Source organism: Bradyrhizobium sp. JHI2711 (assembly GCF_056156565.1).
The window spans coordinates 2,461,899-2,483,844 of the sequence record NZ_JBPZPT010000001.1 but is presented as its reverse complement, the minus strand read 5'-3'; the positions used below and the strand labels follow the sequence as shown (position 1 = coordinate 2,483,844).

Below are 21,946 nucleotides of genomic sequence, written 5' to 3'. Positions count from 1 at the left end.
GCGCAACTACGTCTTCGACAACGTTACGCATTCGATTCCGAGCAAGCTCGTCGACCAGTTGTGTTCGTGTTGTTCCTGAGCGGCGTCTTAATTCATAGAGACGATCTGGCCTGAGATCGCTCCAGCTCCTCGAAATCAATAACGCAAACGCTGGCTGAACAGCAGTGTCGCGCCCGTTCGTCGTGATCGGCGTGGTCGCATGGTGCTGCGCGCTCAGGCCGCGCCTACCTCGCAGTAAGTGTCATTCTCAAGGGACAAACCACTAGTCTGTAAACAACGAACCGATCAAATTCGCCTACTGGGTGCCGAACGTATCCGGCGGGCTCGTGATTTCTTCGATCGAGCAGCGTACCAGCTGGGACATCGACTACAACCGGAAGCTTGCTCAGATCGCCGAAAAGGCGGGCTTCGACTACGCACTCAGTCAGATCCGATTCACGGCGGGTTAGGAGCCGACAAGCAGCACGAGCCGGTCAGCTTCTCGCATGCGCTGCTGGCTGCGACTGAAAAGCTCAAGATGATCGCCGCTCTCCTTCCCGGGCCATGGAATCCCGCCGTAGCGGCGAAGCAGATCGCGACAATCGGCCAGCTTACCAACGCGCGCGTTGCGGTGAATATTGTGTCCGGTTGGTTCCGCGGTGAATTCCACGCAATCGGAGAGCCTGGCTCGATCACGATGAGCGCTACCGGCGTTCGGAGGAGTTCATCAATGCTCTGCGCGGGATTTGGAGGGAAGAGAGCTTCACACTCAAGGGGGACTTCTATCGGTTCAACGAGTACTCGCTGAAGCCGAAACCGCTCGATCCGCTGCCCGAGATCTTCCAGGGCGGCTCTTCGCGCGCCGCCCGCGACATGGCCGCTCGCGTGTCCGACTGGTACTTCACGAACGGGAATACGCCCGAGGCAGCCGCTTTACGGAAGAGATGGGGTATTCGGTCCCGATCGTCTGACCTATTTGCTGCGCGGCACGTTTTGGCTGACGATCATGGACCAACTCCATCCGAAGGAGAAAAGTCATGATCTACGTCGGCCTCGATGTTTCGCTGAATTCCGTTGCGGTATGTGCGGTGGACGAGACCGGAAAGCTTATCCGGGAGGGAACCATCTTGGCGGATGCGCCATCGATTGTGCAGTACCTCGAACCATGGGCTGGTCAAGTTCAACGGGTGGGCCTTGAGGCAGGACCGACGTCAGAATGGCTGACCGCAAATCTAATCGAACTGGGGCTGCCGGCCGTCAGTTTGGAAGCCCGCCAGGTTAAGGCGGCACTTTCGGCCATGCCGGTGAAGACCGATCGGAATGACGCCCGTGGGATCGCGCAGGTGGTGAGAACGGGATGGTTCAAGCCTGTTCACGTCAAGAGCATCGGCAGTCAAAGGGCCCGGACGCTGGCCGCGGCTCGCAAGCATATCATCCGCTCCATCGCTGCCGCAGAGCAAGTCATCCGCGGACTTCTGCGTCCGCTCGGTCTCAAAGTAGGAGTCGTCTCGCGGAGTCTGTTCGCGACGCGAGTTCGTGAGTTGGTCGGCGATGACGACTTGCTGGAGGCGATCATGAATCCGCTGCTTGCCGGACGCGAAGCGCTGATGCGGGAGTACGGCCGACTGCATCGTCTGGTTCTGAAGGCCGTGCGCAGTGACCCGGCTTGTCGGCTCTTGATGACAATGCCGGGGATCGGCGCGGTCTCTGCGTTGACCTTCCGCTCCACTGTGGACGATCCGAGGCGATTCCTGCATTCTCAATCCGTCGGTGCCTATCTCGGGTTAACGCCCCGGCGATACCAATCTGGCGAGGTTGATCGGGTGGGACGGATCACAAAAGTCGGAGATGGAGAGACGCGCACAGCCCTGTTCGAAGCTGCCAACGTTGTTCTCAGGCCATCAACCCGATGGTCTCCGATGAAGGCTTGGGCGGTGCGTGTTGCCCACCGGCAAGGAAGCAAGCGTGCGAAGGTCGCGCTGGCCAGAAAGATGGCTGTCGTCCTTCACCGAATGTGGATTGATGGAACCGAATTCCGATGGACGGCGGTGGCGTAAGGACGCCGTCGCCATCCCAAGAGACGCCCGTCGCGGGGCGTGGGGATGGTCGAGTTCGTATGATCTGTCGTGGCGTCCGCCCTCCAGGCGGCTGACTACGCCGAAGAGCTTGAACCGACCATTCAACCGAACCCCATCGTGTGGCGGCTTTGCCGACCACGAACAGAAGCAAGGTACCCGCGGCACGCGCTCTTAAGGGATTGACAGAAGCAGACCGAATACAGAAGCAGATCATCGGGATTTTGAAGGAGCACGAAGCTGGCGTGTCGGTTGCCGATCTGTGCCGGACGGCGTCAGCGATGCCAGCATCTACAAATGGAAAGCCAAGTTTGGCGGGATGGAGGTATCGGAGGCCAAGCGGCTGAGGACGCTGGAGGATGAGAACACGCGTCTGAAGCGGCTTTTGGCCGACGCCATGCTGGACAATGCTGCGTTAAAGGACCTCCTGGGAAAGAAGTGGTGACGCCCGCGGGGAAGCGGAAAGCTGTCGCCCATCTCATGGATGCCCACGGGATGAGCGAACGGCGGGCGTGTAAAGCCATCGGCTGTTGCCGCATGACCATCAGATACCAGACGTCCCGGGCGGATGATGCCGCCCTGCGCCAACGCATGAGGGCGCTCGCCCAGGAGCGCCGTCGCTTCGGCTATCGGCGCCTGCATGTTCTGCTCAGGCGGGAGGGCTATCTGGTCAACCACAAGAAACTGTTCCGGCTCTACCGGGAAGAGAGGCTCGCGGTTCGTCGCCGTGGCGGCCGCAAGCGGGCGATCGGGACCCGAGCGCCGATGGTGGTGCCGATAGCGCCGAATGACCGCTGGTCGCTCGACTTCGTCTCGGACCAGCTCACCGATGGCCGCCGCTTCCGCATCCTGACCGTGGTCGACGAGTGCACGCGCGAATGCCTGGCGTTGGTGGCCGATACCTCGCTGTCGGGCTCCCGGGTGGCGCGGGAGCTGGACCGGCTGATCATCGAGCGCGGCAAGCCCAAAATGGTGGTCAGCGACAACGGCACCGAATTGACCAGCAACGCCATCCTGACATGGGCCGATCAGAGCCGCGTCGCCTGGCATTACATCGCGCCCGGCAAGCCGACGCAGAATGCCTTCATCGAAAGCTTCAATGGCCGTCTCCGAGACGAATTGTTGAACGAGACGCTGTTCACGTCGCTGGCCCAGGCCCGCGTCGAACTCGGACATTGGCGGGCCGACTACAACGATACGCGACCTCACTCGCAACTCGGATGGAAAACACCATCGGAGTTTGCCTTCACCTGCAACCCGCGACGGGATCTGGCGCTGCGCTATGCCGATGGCTCCGCACCAGCTCCCGTCGCTACCACCGCCCATTCGGCTAAATCCAACAGCCGGGGCGAACTCAGGACTGGATAAAACTTGATGTGGTGGAACGGCCCGCTCCAACAGCATCAAAGTGCTAGAACGTGGTCGTTGTTCGAACGCCACAAAGGAGGGACCGTTCCGTGAAACAGGTTATCACCATCGGGCTCGATCTGGCCAAGCACGTTTTCCAGGTTCACGGGGCGGATGCCGAGGGCTCACCCGTGTTCAACCGGAAGCTACGGCGCAGCGAAGTTCTGCGTTTCTTTGAGAAGCTGCCACCATGCCTGGTGGGAATGGAAGCATGCGGTAGCGCCCACTATTGGGCACGCGAGATCGCAGCTCTCGGTCATGAGGTCCGGCTCATTCCGCCGGCTTATGTCAAACCCTTCGTCAAGCGTGGTAAGACGGATGCGGCGGACGCGGAGGCCATCAGCGAAGCGGTGACCCGAAAGACCATGCGCTTCGTGCCGATTAAGACGGCTGAGCAACAGGCTGCCGCGATGGTGCTGAAGACCCGCGCTCTTCTAGTGCGGCAGCGAACGCAGGCGGTCAACGCGTTGCGCGCGCATCTGGCAGAATTGGGCATCATCGCCACCGCCGGCCTGGCAAAGGTTGAGGCGCTGGTCGCAATCATACGGGATGAGACAGATGCTCGCCTGCCCGCAGCAGCGCGCTTCGCGCTGATGGCTATTGCCGACGAGATTGAAGCTTCAGCCGACCAGATCGAGAGGCTCGAGCGCGCAATCGTTGTGGAGGCCAAGCGCGACGAGGACATGCGTCGGTTGACCACAATCCCTGGCGTCGGCGCCATTACGGCGGCGACCATCAAGGCGCTTGTGCCGGATCCCGGCGGGTTCAAGTCGGCTCGCCACTTTGCCGCCTGGCTGGGATTGACGCCGCGGTCTCATTCAAGCGGAGGCAAAGAGCGGTTGGGACGAATATCGAAGATGGGAAATCCGGAACTCCGCTCTCTCCTCGTTGTCGGGGCAACGGCCGTCTTGCGGGTCGTCCGAAACGACGCTCGGGCGCGGCCGTGGCTGAAGGCCCTTCTTGCCAGACGGCCCTTCAAGGTTGCCGCCGTCGCGCAGGCCAATAAGACAGCGCGGATCATCTGGGCGCTCCTGAACAAGGGCGGAAGTTATCGGCGTCCCGACCCATTGGCGGTTACCGCGGTGACGCAGTGACCACCAAAATGATCTGACCGGCGCAGGCCGGCAGAGGGCAAGGTGCAACAACAGGCGATGAACCCTTGGGACGAAATCCCGAAACGAGTGAAGCTACTGCCCCCAATGCGCTCAAGCGCGTAAACTTGATTTGGCTCCTCGTTCCGCGGATCTCATCGAGGCCAGCGGCCATATTGTGCCGCGCGCAAAGGCCGGACATATGACCGCACCGTCCCAATGTGTGAAATCGACTGAAAAAGCTCTTGCCTCGCGGGCCGTTCCACATATGGGGGCAAGGTCAGAACCTGATCGGCACGCCGCAGCAAGTCGCTGAACGGATCATCGAGCTCAAGCATGCCGGCGCCGACCTGATCCTGCTCGGGTTCCTGCACTTCCAGGAAGAGGTCGAATATTTCGGCAAGCATGTGATCCCGCTGGTCCGCGAACTCGAGACAAGGACGCCCGTACGCGTTCAGGCTGCCGAATAGGTGTAAAGCGAGGGGCAGCCACGTGATGGCGATTGCGACAGGGACGCTGAAGCAGCTGAACAGCGAGCAGGGGCTTTCAATCCTGGTCGCGGAACAGAATTCGACGGTGGCGCTGCGCTTTGCCGACCATGCTGTCGTGCTTGAGAGCGGCCGTAGCGTGCTGTCCGGCTCGTCAGTCGAATTGCACAGCCGCGACGACATCAAGGCCCTTTACCTCGGCGGTTCGCCGCAAACCGACGCCGCCGAGAAACCGCTCATCCATGCCGTTGTCGCAGTTTGACGAAACACAAGGGAGAATGACCAATGGCTAACGACAATCTTGCTCGCAAGTTCGATTCTGACATCTATTCTCGGCTGGATGCCGCGATTGATGCGACCGTAAAGGTCAATGCCGATCGCAATGATCTGGAAAGTCGCTTTCCAAGAGAAAATCTGAGGGCATTGGCGGAAGCCGGCTGGACCGGCGTGTTGAATGAATCACGCTTTGGGGGCCTCGCTCTTGGCCATGTTGATTTTGCCGAAGCCGCTTACCGGATCGGACAGGCCGATGCATCGACCGGCCTCGTCTATGTCATGCATGTCGGCGCGGCTCAGACGATCAGCCTGTTTGGTAACGACGACCAGAAGGAGCGCTGGCTCAAGGCGAACAATGGCGCCCTGCTTGGCACATATTCGACCAGCGAGCGCGCCACCGGTGGGCACTGGTGGTACAACCTCTCCGAGGCATCGCGCGAAGGCGACAATTATCTCCTCAACGCAGAAAAGTCGTTCACAACGAGTTCCGGCCAAGCTGATTTCAGCTTCGCGACAGCGTTGACGGGAACACCATCATCTTCTTCCAGTTCCGTCAGTGCCATCAAGATCATCATTTGCGGACCTGTAATGCCGAGCGCATTCGCCTGGTAGGACCGAAGATCGTCAAGGCATATGTCGATCGATCTGATCTCCCATGTGAAGCGCCTCAGTAGATCCTGACTCACGCGCAGCTCCTTCCGGAGGCGTGTCGCTAATCCAGGCAGCTTGGGTGGCATCTGATCTCAGGAGCTCCATCCTCGAAACGATTGGCTGCTGGCCGGGCTCAACAAAAGGGGACCGATCTTCGCTGATCGCTTCGACGTCCCAAGCGCCCGATCTAAAATCAATCGCCACACTCGGACGAGTTCGTTCCGGTTCGATATCTAAGAGGAGGAGCCCCGGTCCAACTTGGACTGTATCACGTCACTTCACCTAATTGTCGTAACTAAATCCGTCAAATACTTGAGAATGTCCGCAGGATTTTCGTAGATCGCGCCGCTTGTGCGCAGTTATTCTGCAGACATATCCTTGATGTCGCGAATCGTAGACAGCGAGTTCGAGCTCGGGTTGCGCAGGATGTCCTTGCCATAAGCGCCCCAAAGAACGAGACTGATCTCGCACAGCTTCATCGGGGCACGGGTCCCCACGGCCTTGCGGCGAGCCCGCCGTTTGCGGACGGTGAGCCCTTCCTCGCGGTAAAGAGAAGTGGGTGCCGATCCAGAAGGACATGGCCAAGCTCGGCATCAACTTCAAGGACAACTGGGTTATCAGTGGTCGAGACCTTCGCCGAATTGGTCGGGCTGGTTTAACTGCGGACCTCTTTGGCTAAGGGGCAGCAGGTGCAGCAGCCGCAGTTTCCTGTTGCTTCTTCAGCTCCGCGACTTTCGCCAGCACAGCCGCCCAGCGCGGCGCAGAGCGCCGCAATCGCAAATTGACGCATGAAAAATTACCCCCAAGACCGGAGGCGACTATAGGGCGAGGGACCCGAGAGCAGCAACAATTCTTTGACCGCCGCCCCCCAACGGCTTGGGGGTAGCAGGGTCGCATACCGCATAATATATAGCGGTCGAATCGCATCAAAGCAGTTGATGACGGCCCGAATCGAGGGATTGTGACAACCTGCAAAAAACGCAAGGCTTGATTCCCTAGCGTCTAACGCTAGTAATTCGTTAAGAATTGCTCGCGCGACTCGAATAGTCGCAGATCTGGGGAGGAACTATGGCAAGGCGGGTTAACGGCCCGTTAACCATAAACGACGACAGTCAGTTCGTCGACGACCAACCCATTGAAAAGAATTCGAACAGCCACTTTAACGCAGGCCTACTGCAACGAATGGTCGTGCTTGGTTGTTCTGTAGATCCGGTCCGCCGGAAAAAAGGAGGCGGTGCCCATGAGACACCGCCCCAAGTCACTGAGATGCGGACTGTTCAGCTTAGCTGGGCAGTCCGCGGCAGTGGGCGATGACCCACTCCCATTTACCGAGGCGGAACCGTGTGTAAGCGCGAACGCTTACAGGGCGGGTGCCGCCACAGTGCGGGTAGTGAAACATGCTGTTTCACCTCCTTTCCGAGATCGCGCCAGGATCGAGCCTGGCCCTCCTTCGACGAGCGAAGCCGCCGAAATCCATGTAAGTCGTGACGACTTCCACGCATCGCGGAGTGGGCGATTCGGATGCACCATCTAGCTAAATGAACGAATCGTCAGAGAGTCGCAAGGGTGGTTGGCTGCTATCCAGCTTTTTCAGTGGAAGGGCGCGGTGATTCGCGCCCAGTTACCAATGGCGAGAAGGTAACTGCGGCCGAGATCGAGAAGCTGAACAAGTAGTTGGCCACGATCTTGACAGCACTGTCCCCGACGCTGCCGGTGGTGCGGATGTGGTCTCGCAGTTTGACGGCACCTGTCGTTTATGACACGTGCGTCCCGCCCTGAGGTGGGCGCATGATTGCTGCTAAACGAGGGCCATTGCTGTGCAGCGCTACTATCTTCCGATTATCCATAACGGACAACTACAGGCGGACGATGCCGGCGAGATGTTTGGCTCAGCCGCTCTCGCGAGCCAGTACGGCGCCCGGGTCGCTCATGAGATCGGCAGCGATCCCGAGTACGATCCAGGGAGTGGCACAGTGGTAATAGTTGTCGATAGCGCCGGTGTAGAGATCGCGCGGCATGCGGTTGGCCGAGCTGCCTGGTAAACTTCCCACCGTGGGAAGTTTAGCTCAGGTCACTTTGCGGCTTGTGTGAACGACCCTGGTGCTGGCGACTCCTTTACTTCCGTTTTCGCTGTTCTCGGCCAAGCCACTCTTGGCTGCGGTGGCTCCTGTGCTGTTTCCCGAGATGCGGCAGCGCGGGGCCAAACCGGGTGACCTCGTTGCGCTTCTGGCGGCAACCGGAGCGCAGACCGAAACGATCCCGCCCTCGCTAGTCCTGATCACAATCGGCTCGGTGACCGGCGTGTCGATCTCGGCGCTCTTCACTGGCGGGTTGCTCCCGGGCGTGGTGCTCGCGGTCATGCTCGCGGCCGTGGTCTGGTGGCGATATCGCCGCGAGGACCTGTCTCACGTCAAAAGGGCGAGGGCCCGGGAGATTGGCCGCGCCTTCGTCATCGCGATACCGGCCATCGCGCTGCCTTTCGTGATCCGGACCGCGGTCGTCGAAGGCGTCGCGACTGCAACGGAGGTCTCGACCATCGGCATTCTTTATTCGGCCTGCGCGGGTCTCTTCGTCTATCGCCAGTTCGACTGGCGTCGCATCTATCCGATGCTGGTCGAGACAGCCTCGCTGTCAGGCGCGATTCTGCTCATCATCGGCGCGGCGACAGGCATGGCCTGGGCACTGACCCAATCGGGATTTTCTGCCTCTCTGGCCAAATTCATGACCAGCCTTCCCGGCGGGGTCCCCGTCTTCCTGGCCGTGACGATCGTGACTTTCGTGATCCTCGGCAGCGTGCTGGAGGGAATCCCGGCTATCGTCCTGTTCGGCCCGCTGCTGTTCCCGATCGCGCGGCAGGTCGGGGTGCACGACGTCCACTACGCGATGGTGGTCGTTCTCGCCATGGGCATCGGCCTGTTCGCGCCGCCGTTCGGCGTCGGTTACTATGCCGCCTGCGCCATCAGCCGCATCAACCCGGACGAGGGCATGAAGCCGATCGTGGGCTACATGATCGCGCTGCTGATCGGCACCCTGATCGTCGCAGCCGTGCCCTGGTTGTCGATCGGCTTCCTTTGACGAGCTCGGCAGGAGCCTCGCGGAAACCCGTGCCTCCTGCTCGGGCGAATTTCGGCAGGTAAAGGGGCAGGCCGTCGCAAGGCATATCGATCTGCTCGACCTGGCCCTTGCCAACCTCCGTCACCCGGAGCTTCTTGCCTCCGAGCGTGAAGGCACAGTTCGTCGGCTGAGGCCCAGTTTGCAATTGTTGCCGAATCTGCTGAAGTGAGACTTGTTGATCTTCGAGGACCGAAATGGTTGACGTGACCTGGCGCGCGCGATTTCGTTTGAAACCAGCGCCACCTTCGGGCAGCGTCAAGAGGTCATATTTCGCGACGACCGCCGGCTTCTTCGTGAAGATGATGCTCAAGGTCTCGTCGAGCTGATAATACCCTCCCAGTGTGAGAAAATCGGTGCCTGGCGGGAATGTGTAGGTGTAGCTCGCGGTCCCATTGAATTTCACGGCGACCTGAGCCGTGAATTTGGGGTTGTCGATGGCCGAGCCTGCGAGAGCCGTGGCCTGCACGGAACGATAGAGCCAATCCTTGATCGCCAGATTCTTTGTGAGCGAATGGTACGAAATCGTTTCGCACTCGCAGGGCAGGGCACTATCGAGGATAGGTTTTTCAGAGTCGAAATTGATCGACGCTTCAGGTATGGCTGCCCCTCATATCAAGGGTGACGCCGTTACCACCGCCGATGACCCAGTTCGAGAAGGGTGTCGTCGCCGTAGCGGGCACCTTCCGCGTCAAGCCGACACCAGGAACGATATCCGCTTCTGATTTTGGATTGAGTGTGACCGCGATCTTCCAGTTTCGTGCATTGAACAGTTCATGCGGCACCTCGCGGTCAAGCGTGCCGAGCGCATCCTGGAGCTCGCAGGCCGAATGGAGCATGATCTCCCCCATCGGCAGAGCCCAGTCCGGAGCAATGTCGGGCACGATGACGCATCCGCCGAGCCCGCCTGCCAGCACAAGCGCTAATCGCCGCGATCCTGTCACGTTCGTCCCCCTGCCTCGTTCGTTCCCCGCTGCATGCGAAATCGCTTCCCCTCGCGATCCTGCCTTATGCAGCTACCCGCTCGCACTATTGCAGGCCATCCCCCGCAATGCGCTCCTGCCGCAAAGTCACGTAACCGGCCCACCATCCGCGCCAGCGATCGACAGCGGGCCCACTTTCCAACCGATACGCAAAGACCGCCGAACCGCCACCGCTATCGATACTGCAGGTGATATCGTGTGCATTATTTTCGCTCTCTGCCTTCGGCACACAGGCTACAACCTTGTAGCCGGGCTCTGCAGCAAATCGGGATTGGTAGTTGCGGGAATGCGATGCCAGGGCGACGGGGTGATCGTCCTTGGTCTCTGAAACCGTGTAGCTTCTCTCAAGCTTGGCGGGGCCCAGGGGCGCTTTCGACGCCGTCCCGTCGACCGCAATGGTGGTGTTCGCGTCGACCACGAGATCGTCCTGAGCCACGCGCCAACACCGCTTGTCCTCGGCAATGTCATACAAAGGACTTGCGATTAGCTCCGACGCGGGGATGAAGTAATTCACACCGTTTACTTTGCGTGTCTCGCCGCCGAAGGTCCACTGGACAATGCCGCCTGCCGCGATACCCAACAGAAAGCCGTGATCTTCGAAAACCGGGCCCCCGCTGTTGCCCGGGTTCATCACAGTGTCCGTCTGCCACCGCAGTTCCTTGGGTGGGGAGCCGTGATTGCTGATCAGACCGCCCGACAAGCTCAGGTCCTGATTGAGCGGAAAGCCCAGTACGAGCACCGAAGTGCCCATCGGAGCCTGGGACGGTTTTAAGACAATGGGGATAGGGCAGCGCTTCCCGCCCGCGTCGGAAACGGGTGTGCTCAGCTGGAGCAGCGCTAGATCACGATCCGGATGGTGAAGAGAGGAGTGGGCGGACAAGTGCCTCGCGCCGTCTGGGCTCATGTCGAACCGCGCGACACTTTTGCTCTCGCTGCGGTCAGTCCAGGGGGCTGGCGATTGCCAAGGAAAAGCATCCGATCGTAACCAGCTACTGACATCGAACCAACCCTTGGGACAACCCCACGAGCCAGACGTCTCTCATACGGGGGCTGACCTCCAGTATGTCGCTCTGCTACCGCCGATTCATCCGCAGGGTGCCGATCTTGAGAGGCTCCGCCGCAAGTGCGAAGGTGAGATTTTGCTGGGACTTTTTCTCGTGGCCGCGAAGCGCTTTCATGATGGATGGGTGATCCGTCGTGAAGAGAAGCTTCTCATCGAGGCACGCCTCAACTTCCTTCTTAGGCCGCTTGTCGGATACGAGGCCGAGCATCAGGATTGGGCGGATCGTCGGCTTAACATTAATGCCGGGCGAGGTAGCTCGCGCGTCACCCATGACGGGATCCGTTTCCCAATACTTATCGGGATCGAAGAAAATCATGGGGGTCACTTCGTCGAGGGTCTTCGCGTAGTAGTTCCGCTCCACGTCCTGGTAGACCTCCCGCATGGTTCCGCCGCCGCCTCGCCCATAGACGATGCCGGCACGCGAATTGTTGACGAGGGCCTCTTCCCTTAGGCTGTTCTGAAAATACTTTGCATAGTGTGTTGCGAAGGGCATAGTCGGCTCGGCACCGTAGAGCCAGGTCGGGATAGCGAGGCTGACGGGGAGAATTTCGGGCGCCTTGGCTCGCGCCTCGAGCGCTACTTTCAGCCATCTGCGTGCGTCGTCAATGGCGCCGAGCTTTTCGTCCTTGATGGTCCAGGTGTCAGTAAAAAGGTCATCCAGAATGGGCGCCTTCGGTACAGCGCTTAAAAGGCCGATCGCTTCGTCGAGCGGACCTACGCTCTCGAACGATGAAAAAGCCACGCCCAGATGAGCGGCCTCCATCACCCCCGGCCCTCCGCCCGTGACCAAGAGAAAGTGCGCGCGGGCAAGTTCGCGCGCCAAATAAGCAATGGCTTTATAGGCCGCATGGTCTCGCGGAAAGACTGTGACCTCCCATCACGCCGACCAGCGGCCGTTGAACCGTTTTCAGAAAGATGCGTAGGGCATCGGCGATGGCTGCGTCGTGCGCGGCTTGCGCGGCGCGGACGGCGAGTGACGTTGGCACCGGCCCGCCGTCGGTTGCGAACTCACGGTAGATCGCAAAGTCCCGGGAGAGCGTGAAGCCCATGGGGTCCCATGGGTTGAAGCCTCCGAGCAACTCCTGAGCGGTGTACAGTTGGCTAGGCACAATGACGCCCATCGCAAAGCCTCCGGCGAAAATGACAAAAGTAATTCAGCGTGAGACGTTTCGACGGGCGTTATACACCCGCCGCACGTATTGCGCGAGCGTCGTATTCGTGCATGATGCGCCTCGAAGCGGGGGAGCGATCATGGTCGCGGCGGTGACAGTCAAAGCCTATGCTAGCCCGAGCTGCGTGCTCTTGACGTTCGATTGGAAAGACGGCGCCGAACACGAAGATTTCCTTGGGTTCGCCATCCAGCGCAATCCGGGTTATGGGCGCGACAGAAAGCCGCAATTCTTATTCAACAAGCTCGACTTTGTGCCCCTCGCGGAGGACGCCCGCCCAAAGGGAAGCGATAAGGCGCCGATCCAAAAGTTCAACTGGTGGGACGGCGGGATCAACCTAGACGATCAAGGCCAGACGTTCGAGTATACAGTTATTCCTGTGCTTGGCACCAGCCCAGGCGATCTGCAGCTCCAGGACGCGGCGGCCGGAAAAAGAACCGTGACGGTGCCAAGGCCCCTCGAAGGACAGATCGCCACCTACTTCAATCGCGCCGTCGTCAGCGCGCAGAGCTTTGCCAAGCAAAAGGACAAGCCGCTTGAGAAGCGGATGGATGGCTGGCCAACGGCCTGCAAAACGCCATTCCTCAAATCCTCAGCGAGAGCGACGCATTTGAATGCGCCATCTATCATCTGTCGGACGACCGGTGGATCATCCCGGCTTTCGAGGCCTTCAAAGGGCGCGGCTCGATCATCTATTTCGAGAAAGCTGACGACACCAAGTCCCGCGCCGCCGCGCATCGGATCGCGGAGGCACGACCCAACATCTCGATCCATAAGCGGGATGCCATATCCAAGCTAATGCACGATAAGTTCATCATCTTCTACCGGAAAAAGCATGAGCAGGCCGTCTTGATGGGCTCGACCAACTTTACGCCTGAAGCCCAAACGATCCAGGCCAACCTCCTTCATATCATCCATTCCCGCGAACTTGCCGCGCTTTACGCCGAGCGCGCGAACGTGCTGGCCAAAAATCTCGGCAAGAAAGATATGGACCCGCCGGACTGGAACGACGTCACGGACGTCGACGGCACCGAAATGCGCGTCTTCTTTTTGCCCGAGCCCGGCGAAAGCCGAAAGTTTCTCGACACGGTGACCGAGGCGGTCAAGAACGCGAAGTCCTCCGTGCTGTTCTGCATGTACACGGCCTCCGACAAGGATCTCATGGAGGCAATCTTTGCCAAGGGAGACTCGTCGAAGCACTTGATCTACGGGCTTCTCAACAGCATCGATGATCCCGACAAGCCGACCAAAAAGGGCGAGAAGCGCAAGCTTCCGGAGATCGCCGCGACCATTTTCCATCGCTCGCAGAATAACCCGGACACACTTCCCTACGCCGCTTTTAGCGCCAATGCGCCACGCGGCTTCCTGCCCGAGCTCAAGACCATCGATACCTCACCGTTTGATGCCTCCGCCGCAAAAGGCAAAGCAAAACCGGCAAAGAAAGCCACAAAGAAGAAATCGAGTGGCCCGCCGCCTATCCACGTGCATCACAAATTCATCGTGATCGATGGGGATACGGAGACGCCCACCATTTACACGGGCTCGCCGAACTTCAGCAAGGCATCGGAAAACTCAAACGACGAGAATGTCCTTGAGATCAAGGGCAACACGCATCTGGCCCAAGCCTATGTTGCCGAGTTGATGCGCCTCTACAATCACTACCGTGCCCGCGCGATCTGGAACAAGACCCACGAAAAGACAGGCACGAAACCGAAGCCGGGCTCGGAGGCCGATCCTCTTGTCCTCAAGCAAACGCGGGATGAGTGGGTGAAAGACGCCTATAAGAAAGGCACAAAGGCCGCTCTCGCCAGGGAGCGCGGCTTATAGGGGCGCTCTGATGTTTTCGTTTCTCAGACGTTGCTTGAATTTTGTTTTTTGTACTCGAACAAACCATTTCCGATCGAACCTATTCAATTGCAATCATGGCCCAGACCCCACGATCCTCAGCCCTTCTCCGTCTTTCCAAACGCTATACCATCATCGCTGTCGCGGCCTGGACCATCGCCGGCGCTGTGATCGCCGGGGTCTGGAAGGTCTACGAGTTTCAGACCGAGCAGGCCCGGCTCCTTAGTGAATCGCTTGCGAAGCAGGCCGAAGTCATTGCCGAGCGCGACGAGGCACGCAGCCAGGCCGCGCTGACCCGAAGGATCGAGGCGCAGAAGCCCTTCTTGCAGAAGAAGCTCGATCTCTTCTTCGAGACCATTCAGCAGGCTCAGCGCCTGACAGAGTGGGAGCTCGACCCTAAAGATGAAACCTGGAAGCAGGCGACCAAGCGCTTTTGGGAATTGCGTTGGGGCGAATTGGAGATGGTAGGCGATGCCGGCGTCCGGAACGCCGCGCGGCTTGTCGGCCAGCAGATCACAGAGACGGAGGAATTTCCAAGCCGCGACAGGCACGATCTCCGTTGGGCGGTTGAGTGCTTGGCGGACGAGCTTCGCTTTGCCATCGAGCACGCGTGGGGAATCGATCGAAATGCCACGCGCGAGAGCGTGCTGCGCGGGGAGGGAGCCACCGGTAAGCTTCCCAATGGCTGTGTCGCTGGCAACCGCGATCCCATCCGCCCGGCCGGCATGCAACCCCTCAAGGCAAAGGGAAACCTTCACCAAGTACGGTCGCCCCAAACTGAATAGGGCCGGTCTGTTGCAAACGTCTGGAGCACTACATGATTCTTCGCCGATCTGTCCTGTTCGCCCTCGTCTTGTTGCTCGGCACAGCGCCGACGGCCCACGCGCGTGACATCCGAATTGCGACATGGAATCTGGGCTGGCATCTCAGCCAGGTCGAGGCGAAGGAGTGGATTCGTGATTGCGGTCAACCTTTCGCCCTCAATCCAGCGAGTGGATTGTTTGAACCCTCGACGGCAGGGGCCACCAAGCCGGGCTGGGAGCTCAAATGGGGACGAAACGCAAAGATCAAATGGGACATCGCGGCAAAGCCGCCATGCGACGTTTACCAGGCCAATTTCAAGATCGTGCCGGTGACCGAAGCCGCCTACCAAAAGCGCTCGCAGCAACTCCAGGATTTCATCCGAACGAACCTCGATCCTGACATCATCACTTTTCAGGAGGTTAGCGGCGCCACCGCCGTTCGCGAGGTTCTGCCCAACAACGGTGCTGATTACGAGATTTGTTCGTTCGACACGTTCAAGGTCCAGCGGCTCGCGATTGCTTGGAAAAAGAACCTCGGGACGGGCTCCGATTGTGGGGTCGTTGCGCCCCTATCACTCCCGGATCTAGCCGCCGTAGATCAGGTGCGCCCGGGCTTATCACTGACGCTGCAGATCGATGGCAAGCCGTTGCGTGTTATGACCGTGCATCTCAAATCCTCCTGCGTCAGCCCGCTCGAAGACCGCGGCAAGCTTGACGGCGGGGGCGATGCGTGTGCCATCCTGCAGAAACAGGTGCGCCCGTTGGAGGATTGGCTGGAAGCGAGCTCTGCCAGCATGCCGGTCGTTCTGATGGGAGACTTCAACCGCAATCTGTCGCACGAGAAAAATTCGATCGGAAAATCAGATATTCGCTCGGACGGAAGCGATCCCGCTTCCTCCCTTCCGAGTGGCGTCCTCGTTCGCAGCCTCTATGGCGAGGTCAATGATGGGGCCCCCACTTCCAGCGCCCTTTCCCATCTGGAGCCGGAATGCCCGGTCAACCCTGTCGCTAAGCAACTCTGCGAACGCTCGAAGCGTGAGCTCTTCGATCAAGAGGCCGTCAAGCCGCTGACAAAGGCCGATAGCCTTGGCTGCCGCAATCCCCTGGGCCTTGATCAGATGCTCGTGAGCGCGAGCCTTTCGATTCCAGATCCTGCCATCAAGGTTGCGATCGGGCGCTTCGGCGGGACGCGCCCGGCAGGCCAAGGCCATCCGGATCCTTTGCTGGCCATTTCAGATCATTGTCCCTCCAAAGCGACGCTTCGTTTCTAGTGCAAGGGCGACTGAGCCGATCCAAAAATGCCTCGCCCGGTTAGTCCGGGCGGGGCATTACCTTGCGCAGGAGCCGGCCGCGATCTTGCGGCAGCGTCGCACCACGATCATGCGAGCTTCGCAGGATGGACGCACTGATTCCGTTAAGGAGCGTCAGTCGCAAGCAACCGAGGGCGCGTTGTCGTGCTTGAGGTGTCGCTTTCGGACATTGTAACTCACCAGCCAGATCACGCCGACTGCGATCGGCACGAAGGCTGCGGTCAGGAACGAGGGCTCTACTCGCAGTCCGACGTCATGCGCGCCCTTGGCAAGATAGCTAAACAAGCTGACCACATAATATCCTATCGCTCCGACCGACAATCCTTCGACCGTGCACTGCAGCCGAAGTTGCTGTCTGGCGCGCTCGTTGATAGCCTGCAACAGGTCACGATGTTGTCGTTCGATTTCGACGTCGACACGGGTTCGCAACAGATCGGCGGCACGCGCGAGCTTGACCGACAGAGCCGCCTGACGATCCTCTACGGTCGCGCAGGTTCGCATTGCGGGCGCCATGCGGCGCGCCAGAAACGACGACCAGGTTGGATAACCCGAGACATCGTTGCCTTCAATGATGGACAGTCGCGATTGGACCAGCTCGTTGTAGGCTCTGCTGGCGCCGAAGCGAAACAGGCTGCCGGTCGCGCCTTTTTCGAAGCAGGCGGCCAGCGCCGTCAACTCGGCAAGCAGATGGTTGTTGAACTGCAGCCCCTCACCGCTTTGCATTTTTTCGAGCGCCTCAACAAGACGGCGGTCGATGCGATCAACGGAAGGTGCAAGCTCAAGGGCGGCCGACAGGCCAAGCAGCGCCAGTGGACGGTAGGTCTCGATCTCCAGGAGCCGTTGCACCAGCGCTCCGAGATCCTGCGACGTCAATCCGAGGTCGCAGACGAGGATTTTCGTAAAGCCTTTTTCGTCTACGCGGAAGTCTGAGGCGGCAACGCCTGCGCCGTTCTTTGTGGCAACCATGGCCAGGCTGTTCTTGTCAAAAACCTGTTCGGCGCGCCTGGTCGGCGAGGCGTCCTGCTCCACTTCTAGCCTGATCGCGACCAGCAACTGTCCGGTCTGACGCAACGCGCGGATCAGCGATCGGACGGTACCATCAACTTTGTCAAATCGGTCTGCGGCGGAAACATTTTGTTACTCCAGATCCAGGTAAATGTTGTGAATTCCGAATGCTGCTCCCAACGTAGCGTAGCGGTCCCGATGACAATCTGATGAAGTTTCGCCGATTGCTCAGGTGGCGGAAGATTGCGCTCGAGGCAAAAATCGATAAAGCGGCAGCGATCGCTTGTGGCCGCCTCACCCTGCGCAAGAAAAGCCAAGTGGATCACGCTGAATGGCGAATCAAGGCGCGTGAAAGGGCGTGCGTGCACTTCGCCGAGCACGGCGTCGCGTTGCGGATGTGGCGTGAAGGTTCGCAGATCCAATTCATCGACCATGTATTGACATCTCTCTTCAGGGTGAGCAAGCAACCGTCAGCCGCGCGAGGCCGTGGCAAGCAGGAGCGTCTTCCGTTCCCCCGGCGGGGTGCAGACAGGCAACCTCCGGTGCGGCAACCACACTGTCGATTGACAGATCGAGGCCCAAACACGACTCCCATCTTGCTGCCGCCGCCCTGACGCGGAGAGGCGGTGCAGGATTTGGGCCAGCACTGCAGAAGGGGCACGCTTGTGTCCTTTGGCGCAATGTGGCTTTCGAAGACAGTTGGAGGCGGGTTTCAGACATGAAGCGCGCGCTTGTATTCTGATAGGATGCGTACGTGGCGCAGGCCACAGGAAATTGCCTGCTTCGCACGGTGATCGCTCGCCAGGCGGCTGAGACGCCATGCTGTGGACGGATTTGTCCATGCAGAGACCGGCGACTGACCGCGCCCGGACCAGCCGGGCAAGGCTTGGCCGATGGGCTGATAACGTCACGTCGCGTGAGGATGACGTGATCACGCAGCCGGAGCGCACGCTGTCATAGTCTTTTGAGGTGACATTCAGGGCAGTGCAAGCGCCGCGGCTCGACCGCAGTGAGACAGATACGTGGCGAATGTCGTGAGCGATCGACCGAATAGCGGCGGATCACAAGTACGGCCGACTCGACTTGGCGGGCGTATTGCTCAAGTGCGCTCGCGGAGGTTTTGATCCGTCTGTCGCCACGCGGCCGAGAGCCAATCTCGGTCAAACTCGCTCGCCGGTCTTTGCAGGACGCGAGGATCGCCACGTTCTCGTTGATGTCAGCTCTGTTTCGGATCGAGCGCACGAAGCGGCCTCTTCGATGGGTGGATCTGGCCGAAGGCCGGCTAAGCAGCCTCGATCGCCTATGGCGCAACAGCGGCGTCACAACGCTCATCCCCTGCCGGCTGCGCCGTCATTCCTCGCCAAACAAGAAAGTTCCTCCTCTGCTGTCGAGCCCCTGCGGGGTGCGCCGTCGATCACCTCCGGCCTGTCGATCACCATCGAGGCCGCAAGGTGCGGGCTCGGAAAACAGAGATCAAGGAGAACTACCATGGCGACCATCGGCACCTTCAAGACGACCGGCAACAACGAGTCCGGGCGCTCTATCTGCCAAAGGAATGGACGGACGACCCCGCTCGCCTGAAAGCCGCGCATGTCCCGAGCGATGGGCTTTGCTACGAAGCCCAAGATCGCGCGTCGAATGGTCGCTCCGCGATCGCCGCAAAGGTGCCGTTCTCGTTCGTAACGGCGGACAGCGTGTATGGCACAGGTGAGATCGAAACCCTGCTGCGCAAGGCGGGAAAAGGCTATGTTCTGGGCGTTGCTTCCAATCACGTGTTCCGTTCATGGGGCAAGCAGCAGCCGGTCGCCGGCACCGCCTCCGCGATCGCGCAGAGCCTTCCCAAGAAGTGGCCTGGCACCGCTCCGCCTCCGGCGAAGGGACCAAAGGTCCGCGCTGGCACTTGGCCGATCTCGACGCTGGTGAATACAACGACGACCTTGCCGGAGAATGGACGGGGGGTCTTCTGATCCGTCGCAACGTTACTGACGCCAGCTTGGCCTTCTCCACATGGTGCCCCAAGGGCAGGTCCATGCAGAAGCTGGCGTCGGTGGAAGGCCATCGCTGGGCTATAGAGGACAGCTTCGAAACCGCCAAGAACGAGCTCGGCCTTGACCACAACGAAAGCCGCTCCTGGCATGGCTGGCATCGCCATGTCTCACTCGTCATGCTGGCCTTCGCCATGATGGCCGTCATCCGTCATCGAGCCAACACTGGACCATCGCTCAAAAAATGCGACCGCGGCCTCGACCGAAGCATCGCTCTTGATCCGCTTGTCGATCCGGGAAATCCGCCCCATCGCCATGAAGCTTCCCCAGCGACTCATCTCGCACGCCTACGTCCTCGCATGGTCGTCCTGGCGTAGGGCTCATCAGGCCAACGCGCGCAAAGCCCATCTCAGGCAAAAATTGCAACTGTAATGCTAGTTAGGGCACCCGACGGAACACAGCAAGACCGAGTCGTCGTTCTCAGGGGGCAAATACAGCAGTGCCATTAGCCCACTACAAAAATAAAAAACATAAGTCCAGAACGCACAGACAATTACGCGTTCCGGTCAATCAACCGGCCCTAACGAAGAACATTGGGTTCCAAGCTAGATTGATCCGCTCAGCTTCTTGGTCATCCAGGGACGACTCTAAGTTGACCCCACCGGCTCATATCATGCGGCAAAGCCGGGGGCCGACTTCCTCGAAGCCGTTGCGCAGATAGAAGTCGAGGGTGCGCTTCCATTTCGGCTGCCACGGTGCTCCGACCTCCAGCCGCTTCCATCCTCGCGCGCGTCCTTCGGACAGAGCGACCGCGATCAGATGAGGCGCAATGCCCTGCGATCTCATGTCGGGGCGAACATAGAGCTCCGAGATTTCTCCAAACTTGCCGCCCGCGTAGATCGCAGTGCATTCGTTTAGAACCATGACGCCAACCGGCTCGTTGTCTCCGCAAGCGATCACCGCGACGACGCTGACATCCGCAAGAACTGCCGCCGCGCTTTGCGTGACGATTTCGATCCCCGGGGCCATCCGGCGCAAGAGCTCGACTTGGAGAGCATAAACGAAGCCGGCGACGGTTCCGGCATCTGTGACTTCAGCGCGGCGTGTGGATATGACCGGCATCTTTCTTTCTGCTCCGCATCGGAATTGAATCACTCTGCGCCACGAGCGTCAGCGTGACATTTGTGATCCGCTAGACAGACAAGGCTAGCTGAGATTCCCGAACACCTCGAACCAGAGCCGATTGGAGCACTTTCCAATCAGCTGATCTCTGCTGTGGGTCTTGGTTGTATGAAAACGCCTGATGACCCGCGATTTCGGCTGTCAATCAGCGTCCACAACTGAATTTCGATCCAACCGATGGCTTTCACGTCGCAGGGTTTCATCACGAAGCTAAAGCGCGCCTCTCCAAGATAGGATCATGATCATCGCGAACTTCATTGTCGAAACGGTCCTTCAAGCGGCTGCTGACCTTGTGCCGACAATCCAATGAGACGATCACGCATTCCAGGTCAAAAGGCCGATGGATGTCGTCACCTAGAAGGAAACCGTTCAGAGGTGTATGCACCCCACCGCATTTTGACCCTCGGGAACCGAGCTCAATCGCTCTGTGACGGCAGTCTATGGATATTGGCCATCTCCTTCCTCGATGCTGAATCCTTTACCAGTCACGATGTTTGGAGACCAGCTCTCTGGAATGGTAGCCATGGATCCCTCCCGCCAGAAGGATCGCTGGGTTAGGATTCGACAGCCAATGACAGGATCCTCTCGGTCGTCGAGAGCGATCGGGTCGAGACGATAACTCCACTCCTTAGCTCCGCGGCAAAGTCGATTTGCACCGGAACCGCCTCGCTTGGTGCGCTCTTGCTACAAAACAAGGCCCGCGCGCAGGTTCGCAGCACGCGTCGGGGAGTTGCCGTCAGGCCAGTACGCCGCGCCGATCAAGAGTTGCTCGATCGTGTTGAGATTTTCGACGATGAACTCGGCTTGCCGGTCGGGCCGCCTTGACACCGACATCCTCGGCGGGATGTACCGCGTCCACAAAGAAGCGGTCAGGCCACGAGCTGCTGGAGTGTTGCAATCTCTTCCTGTCGCTCGCGGAAGGAGGGCTCGCGGACCAGGTCCAGGCGCTGCTAGTCGGTACATCTTCTTCGGCTGCGGAGCCTCGCCATTGCCCGTTCGTATCTAGCTTCACTGGTGCCCGAACCCGGGAGACCACGTCGCTTGGCTTGGTCAGGCGATGAGCGCGTTGCTTGCCGCGGCTTCATGCTGCCATGAGTTTCGCGAGCCGCGTCAACGCTTCGCGCTCTTGGTGGCGATTCACGTGCGCAATTTGACCTGGTCAAATGTCCAAGCCTTGAATAGCTTTGCCGGGCCAGGAATTTCGCCCCGAGCTGCCGCTGCCTGTATAGCTCTCTTGTTCTCGCCTGTTATTTGGGCGACATCTTCGACCTTGACGCGTTCGGATGTCCCGTTCATCGGTTCTTCGCGCCAATCACGGGGCCGATTAACTGTCTGATGACTTCGGGGCGGGTAAGATTTGGTTGCTTTTGCTGGCGCTTCAATCGTGTCCGCTTGTCGGTGTGTATGTCTGAATCCCGACACGAAGTCGCACATGATCGGCCGTCGCGGCACGATGCATTGATTTTCTCTTCCTCAAGCAAGTCTCGCACAGATACTTTTGCGGCATGCTGATTGCAGGGAGA

At 59.5% G+C, this 21,946-nt stretch carries 15 protein-coding genes and 6 pseudogenes; 14 read left to right on the top strand and 7 right to left on the bottom strand.

The genetic code is table 11. From position 1 onward, the window contains the following. Positions 1-284 precede the first annotated feature (284 nt). The 9 genes and pseudogenes from ACTEK7_RS11690 to ACTEK7_RS11650 all read left to right on the top strand — a co-directional run. Positions 285-912 (top strand): annotated as a pseudogene (locus ACTEK7_RS11690) (LLM class flavin-dependent oxidoreductase); the annotation flags it as partial. A 104-nt stretch (positions 913-1,016) separates the two neighbouring features. Beyond that, positions 1,017-2,036: an IS110 family RNA-guided transposase gene (locus tag ACTEK7_RS11685; protein WP_225131109.1), complete on the top strand. Its 1,020-nt coding sequence runs from the start codon at positions 1,017-1,019 to the stop codon at positions 2,034-2,036. A 200-nt stretch (positions 2,037-2,236) separates the two neighbouring features. Next, positions 2,237-3,422, top strand: a pseudogene (locus ACTEK7_RS11680) (IS3 family transposase). Between the two features lie 89 nt (positions 3,423-3,511). Further along, on the top strand, positions 3,512-4,555 hold the full coding sequence (locus tag ACTEK7_RS11675) for an IS110 family RNA-guided transposase (RefSeq protein WP_225131108.1): 1,044 nt from the start codon (positions 3,512-3,514) through the stop codon (positions 4,553-4,555). 269 nt (positions 4,556-4,824) lie between these two features. Further along, positions 4,825-5,022, top strand: a pseudogene (locus ACTEK7_RS11670) (dimethylsulfone monooxygenase SfnG); the annotation flags it as partial. 46 nt (positions 5,023-5,068) lie between these two features. Beyond that, a pseudogene (locus ACTEK7_RS11665) lies at positions 5,069-5,302 on the top strand (ABC transporter ATP-binding protein); the annotation flags it as partial. A 23-nt stretch (positions 5,303-5,325) separates the two neighbouring features. Next, entirely contained in the window at positions 5,326-5,928 is a 603-nt protein-coding gene (locus tag ACTEK7_RS11660; RefSeq protein ID WP_225131106.1) for an acyl-CoA dehydrogenase family protein, read from the top strand. Between the two features lie 1,856 nt (positions 5,929-7,784). Continuing rightward, positions 7,785-8,009, top strand: a complete 225-nt coding sequence (locus ACTEK7_RS11655; protein WP_463671691.1) for a DUF6894 family protein — start codon at positions 7,785-7,787, stop codon at positions 8,007-8,009. Positions 8,010-8,118: 109 nt separating this feature from the next. Continuing rightward, a pseudogene (locus ACTEK7_RS11650) lies at positions 8,119-9,042 on the top strand (TRAP transporter large permease subunit); the annotation flags it as partial. Positions 9,043-9,671: 629 nt separating this feature from the next. On the opposite strand, the gene ACTEK7_RS11645 reads toward ACTEK7_RS11650, so the two are convergent. The 4 genes from ACTEK7_RS11645 to ACTEK7_RS11630 all read right to left on the bottom strand — a co-directional run bounded on the left by ACTEK7_RS11645 (position 9,672) and on the right by ACTEK7_RS11630 (position 12,245). Next, a complete protein-coding gene (locus tag ACTEK7_RS11645) occupies positions 9,672-9,962 on the bottom strand; it encodes a hypothetical protein (protein ID WP_225131104.1) in 291 nt (96 codons plus the stop codon). 145 nt (positions 9,963-10,107) lie between these two features. After that, positions 10,108-10,965 carry a S1 family peptidase gene (locus ACTEK7_RS11640; protein ID WP_225131102.1) on the bottom strand — a complete coding sequence of 286 codons (858 nt, stop codon included), beginning with the start codon at positions 10,963-10,965 and terminating at the stop codon, positions 10,108-10,110. Between the two features lie 169 nt (positions 10,966-11,134). Then, entirely contained in the window at positions 11,135-11,890 is a 756-nt protein-coding gene (locus ACTEK7_RS11635; protein ID WP_225131100.1) for a hypothetical protein, read from the bottom strand. Positions 11,891-11,960: 70 nt separating this feature from the next. After that, complete coding sequence (locus ACTEK7_RS11630; RefSeq protein ID WP_225131098.1) at positions 11,961-12,245, bottom strand: hypothetical protein; 285 nt, start codon at positions 12,243-12,245, stop codon at positions 11,961-11,963. A 603-nt stretch (positions 12,246-12,848) separates the two neighbouring features. On the opposite strand from ACTEK7_RS11630, the gene ACTEK7_RS11625 reads away from it, so the two are divergent. Genes ACTEK7_RS11625 through ACTEK7_RS11615 form a run of 3 tightly spaced genes read left to right on the top strand, consistent with a single transcriptional unit; the run spans position 12,849 to position 16,212 of the window. After that, positions 12,849-14,120, top strand: coding sequence for a phospholipase D-like domain-containing protein (locus ACTEK7_RS11625; protein ID WP_306469184.1), 1,272 nt, complete (start codon positions 12,849-12,851; stop codon positions 14,118-14,120). 41 nt (positions 14,121-14,161) lie between these two features. Then, entirely contained in the window at positions 14,162-14,923 is a 762-nt protein-coding gene (locus ACTEK7_RS11620; protein ID WP_225143501.1) for a hypothetical protein, read from the top strand. A gap of 32 nt (positions 14,924-14,955) precedes the next feature. Continuing rightward, complete coding sequence (locus tag ACTEK7_RS11615; RefSeq protein ID WP_225131093.1) at positions 14,956-16,212, top strand: endonuclease/exonuclease/phosphatase family protein; 1,257 nt, start codon at positions 14,956-14,958, stop codon at positions 16,210-16,212. 153 nt (positions 16,213-16,365) lie between these two features. Here the strand turns inward: ACTEK7_RS11615 and ACTEK7_RS11610 are convergent. Beyond that, positions 16,366-17,690: pseudogene (locus tag ACTEK7_RS11610) on the bottom strand (DUF3422 family protein). A 1,017-nt stretch (positions 17,691-18,707) separates the two neighbouring features. On the opposite strand from ACTEK7_RS11610, the gene ACTEK7_RS11605 reads away from it, so the two are divergent. Beyond that, the gene (locus ACTEK7_RS11605) at positions 18,708-19,223 is read left to right on the top strand and encodes a transposase (protein ID WP_463671690.1); all 516 of its coding nucleotides are present in this window, start codon (positions 18,708-18,710) and stop codon (positions 19,221-19,223) included. Then, the gene (locus ACTEK7_RS11600) at positions 19,157-19,618 is read left to right on the top strand and encodes a transposase (protein ID WP_463671689.1); all 462 of its coding nucleotides are present in this window, start codon (positions 19,157-19,159) and stop codon (positions 19,616-19,618) included. The genes ACTEK7_RS11605 and ACTEK7_RS11600 overlap by 67 nt, the downstream gene beginning before the upstream one ends. Before the next feature lie 289 nt (positions 19,619-19,907). Here the strand turns inward: ACTEK7_RS11600 and ACTEK7_RS11595 are convergent, their stop codons facing one another. Both ACTEK7_RS11595 and ACTEK7_RS11590 read right to left on the bottom strand, forming a co-directional pair. After that, on the bottom strand, positions 19,908-20,363 hold the full coding sequence (locus ACTEK7_RS11595) for a GNAT family N-acetyltransferase (RefSeq protein ID WP_225143497.1): 456 nt from the start codon (positions 20,361-20,363) through the stop codon (positions 19,908-19,910). Between the two features lie 744 nt (positions 20,364-21,107). Further along, complete coding sequence (locus ACTEK7_RS11590; protein WP_225131078.1) at positions 21,108-21,251, bottom strand: hypothetical protein; 144 nt, start codon at positions 21,249-21,251, stop codon at positions 21,108-21,110. Between the last annotated feature and the right edge of the window lie 695 nt (positions 21,252-21,946).

What these genes read in the sequence shown, in the direction of transcription:
- ACTEK7_RS11685 (WP_225131109.1), top strand. Translation starts at nt 1,017, where the DNA reads ATGATCTACGTCGGCCTCGATGTTTCGCTGAATTCCGTTGCGGTATGT.
- ACTEK7_RS11660 (WP_225131106.1), top strand. Translation starts at nt 5,326, where the DNA reads ATGGCTAACGACAATCTTGCTCGCAAGTTCGATTCTGACATCTATTCT.
- ACTEK7_RS11640 (WP_225131102.1), bottom strand. Translation starts at nt 10,965, where the DNA reads ATGAGCCCAGACGGCGCGAGGCACTTGTCCGCCCACTCCTCTCTTCAC.
- ACTEK7_RS11630 (WP_225131098.1), bottom strand. Translation starts at nt 12,245, where the DNA reads ATGGGCGTCATTGTGCCTAGCCAACTGTACACCGCTCAGGAGTTGCTC.
- ACTEK7_RS11615 (WP_225131093.1), top strand. Translation starts at nt 14,956, where the DNA reads ATGATTCTTCGCCGATCTGTCCTGTTCGCCCTCGTCTTGTTGCTCGGC.
- ACTEK7_RS11595 (WP_225143497.1), bottom strand. Translation starts at nt 20,363, where the DNA reads ATGCCGGTCATATCCACACGCCGCGCTGAAGTCACAGATGCCGGAACC.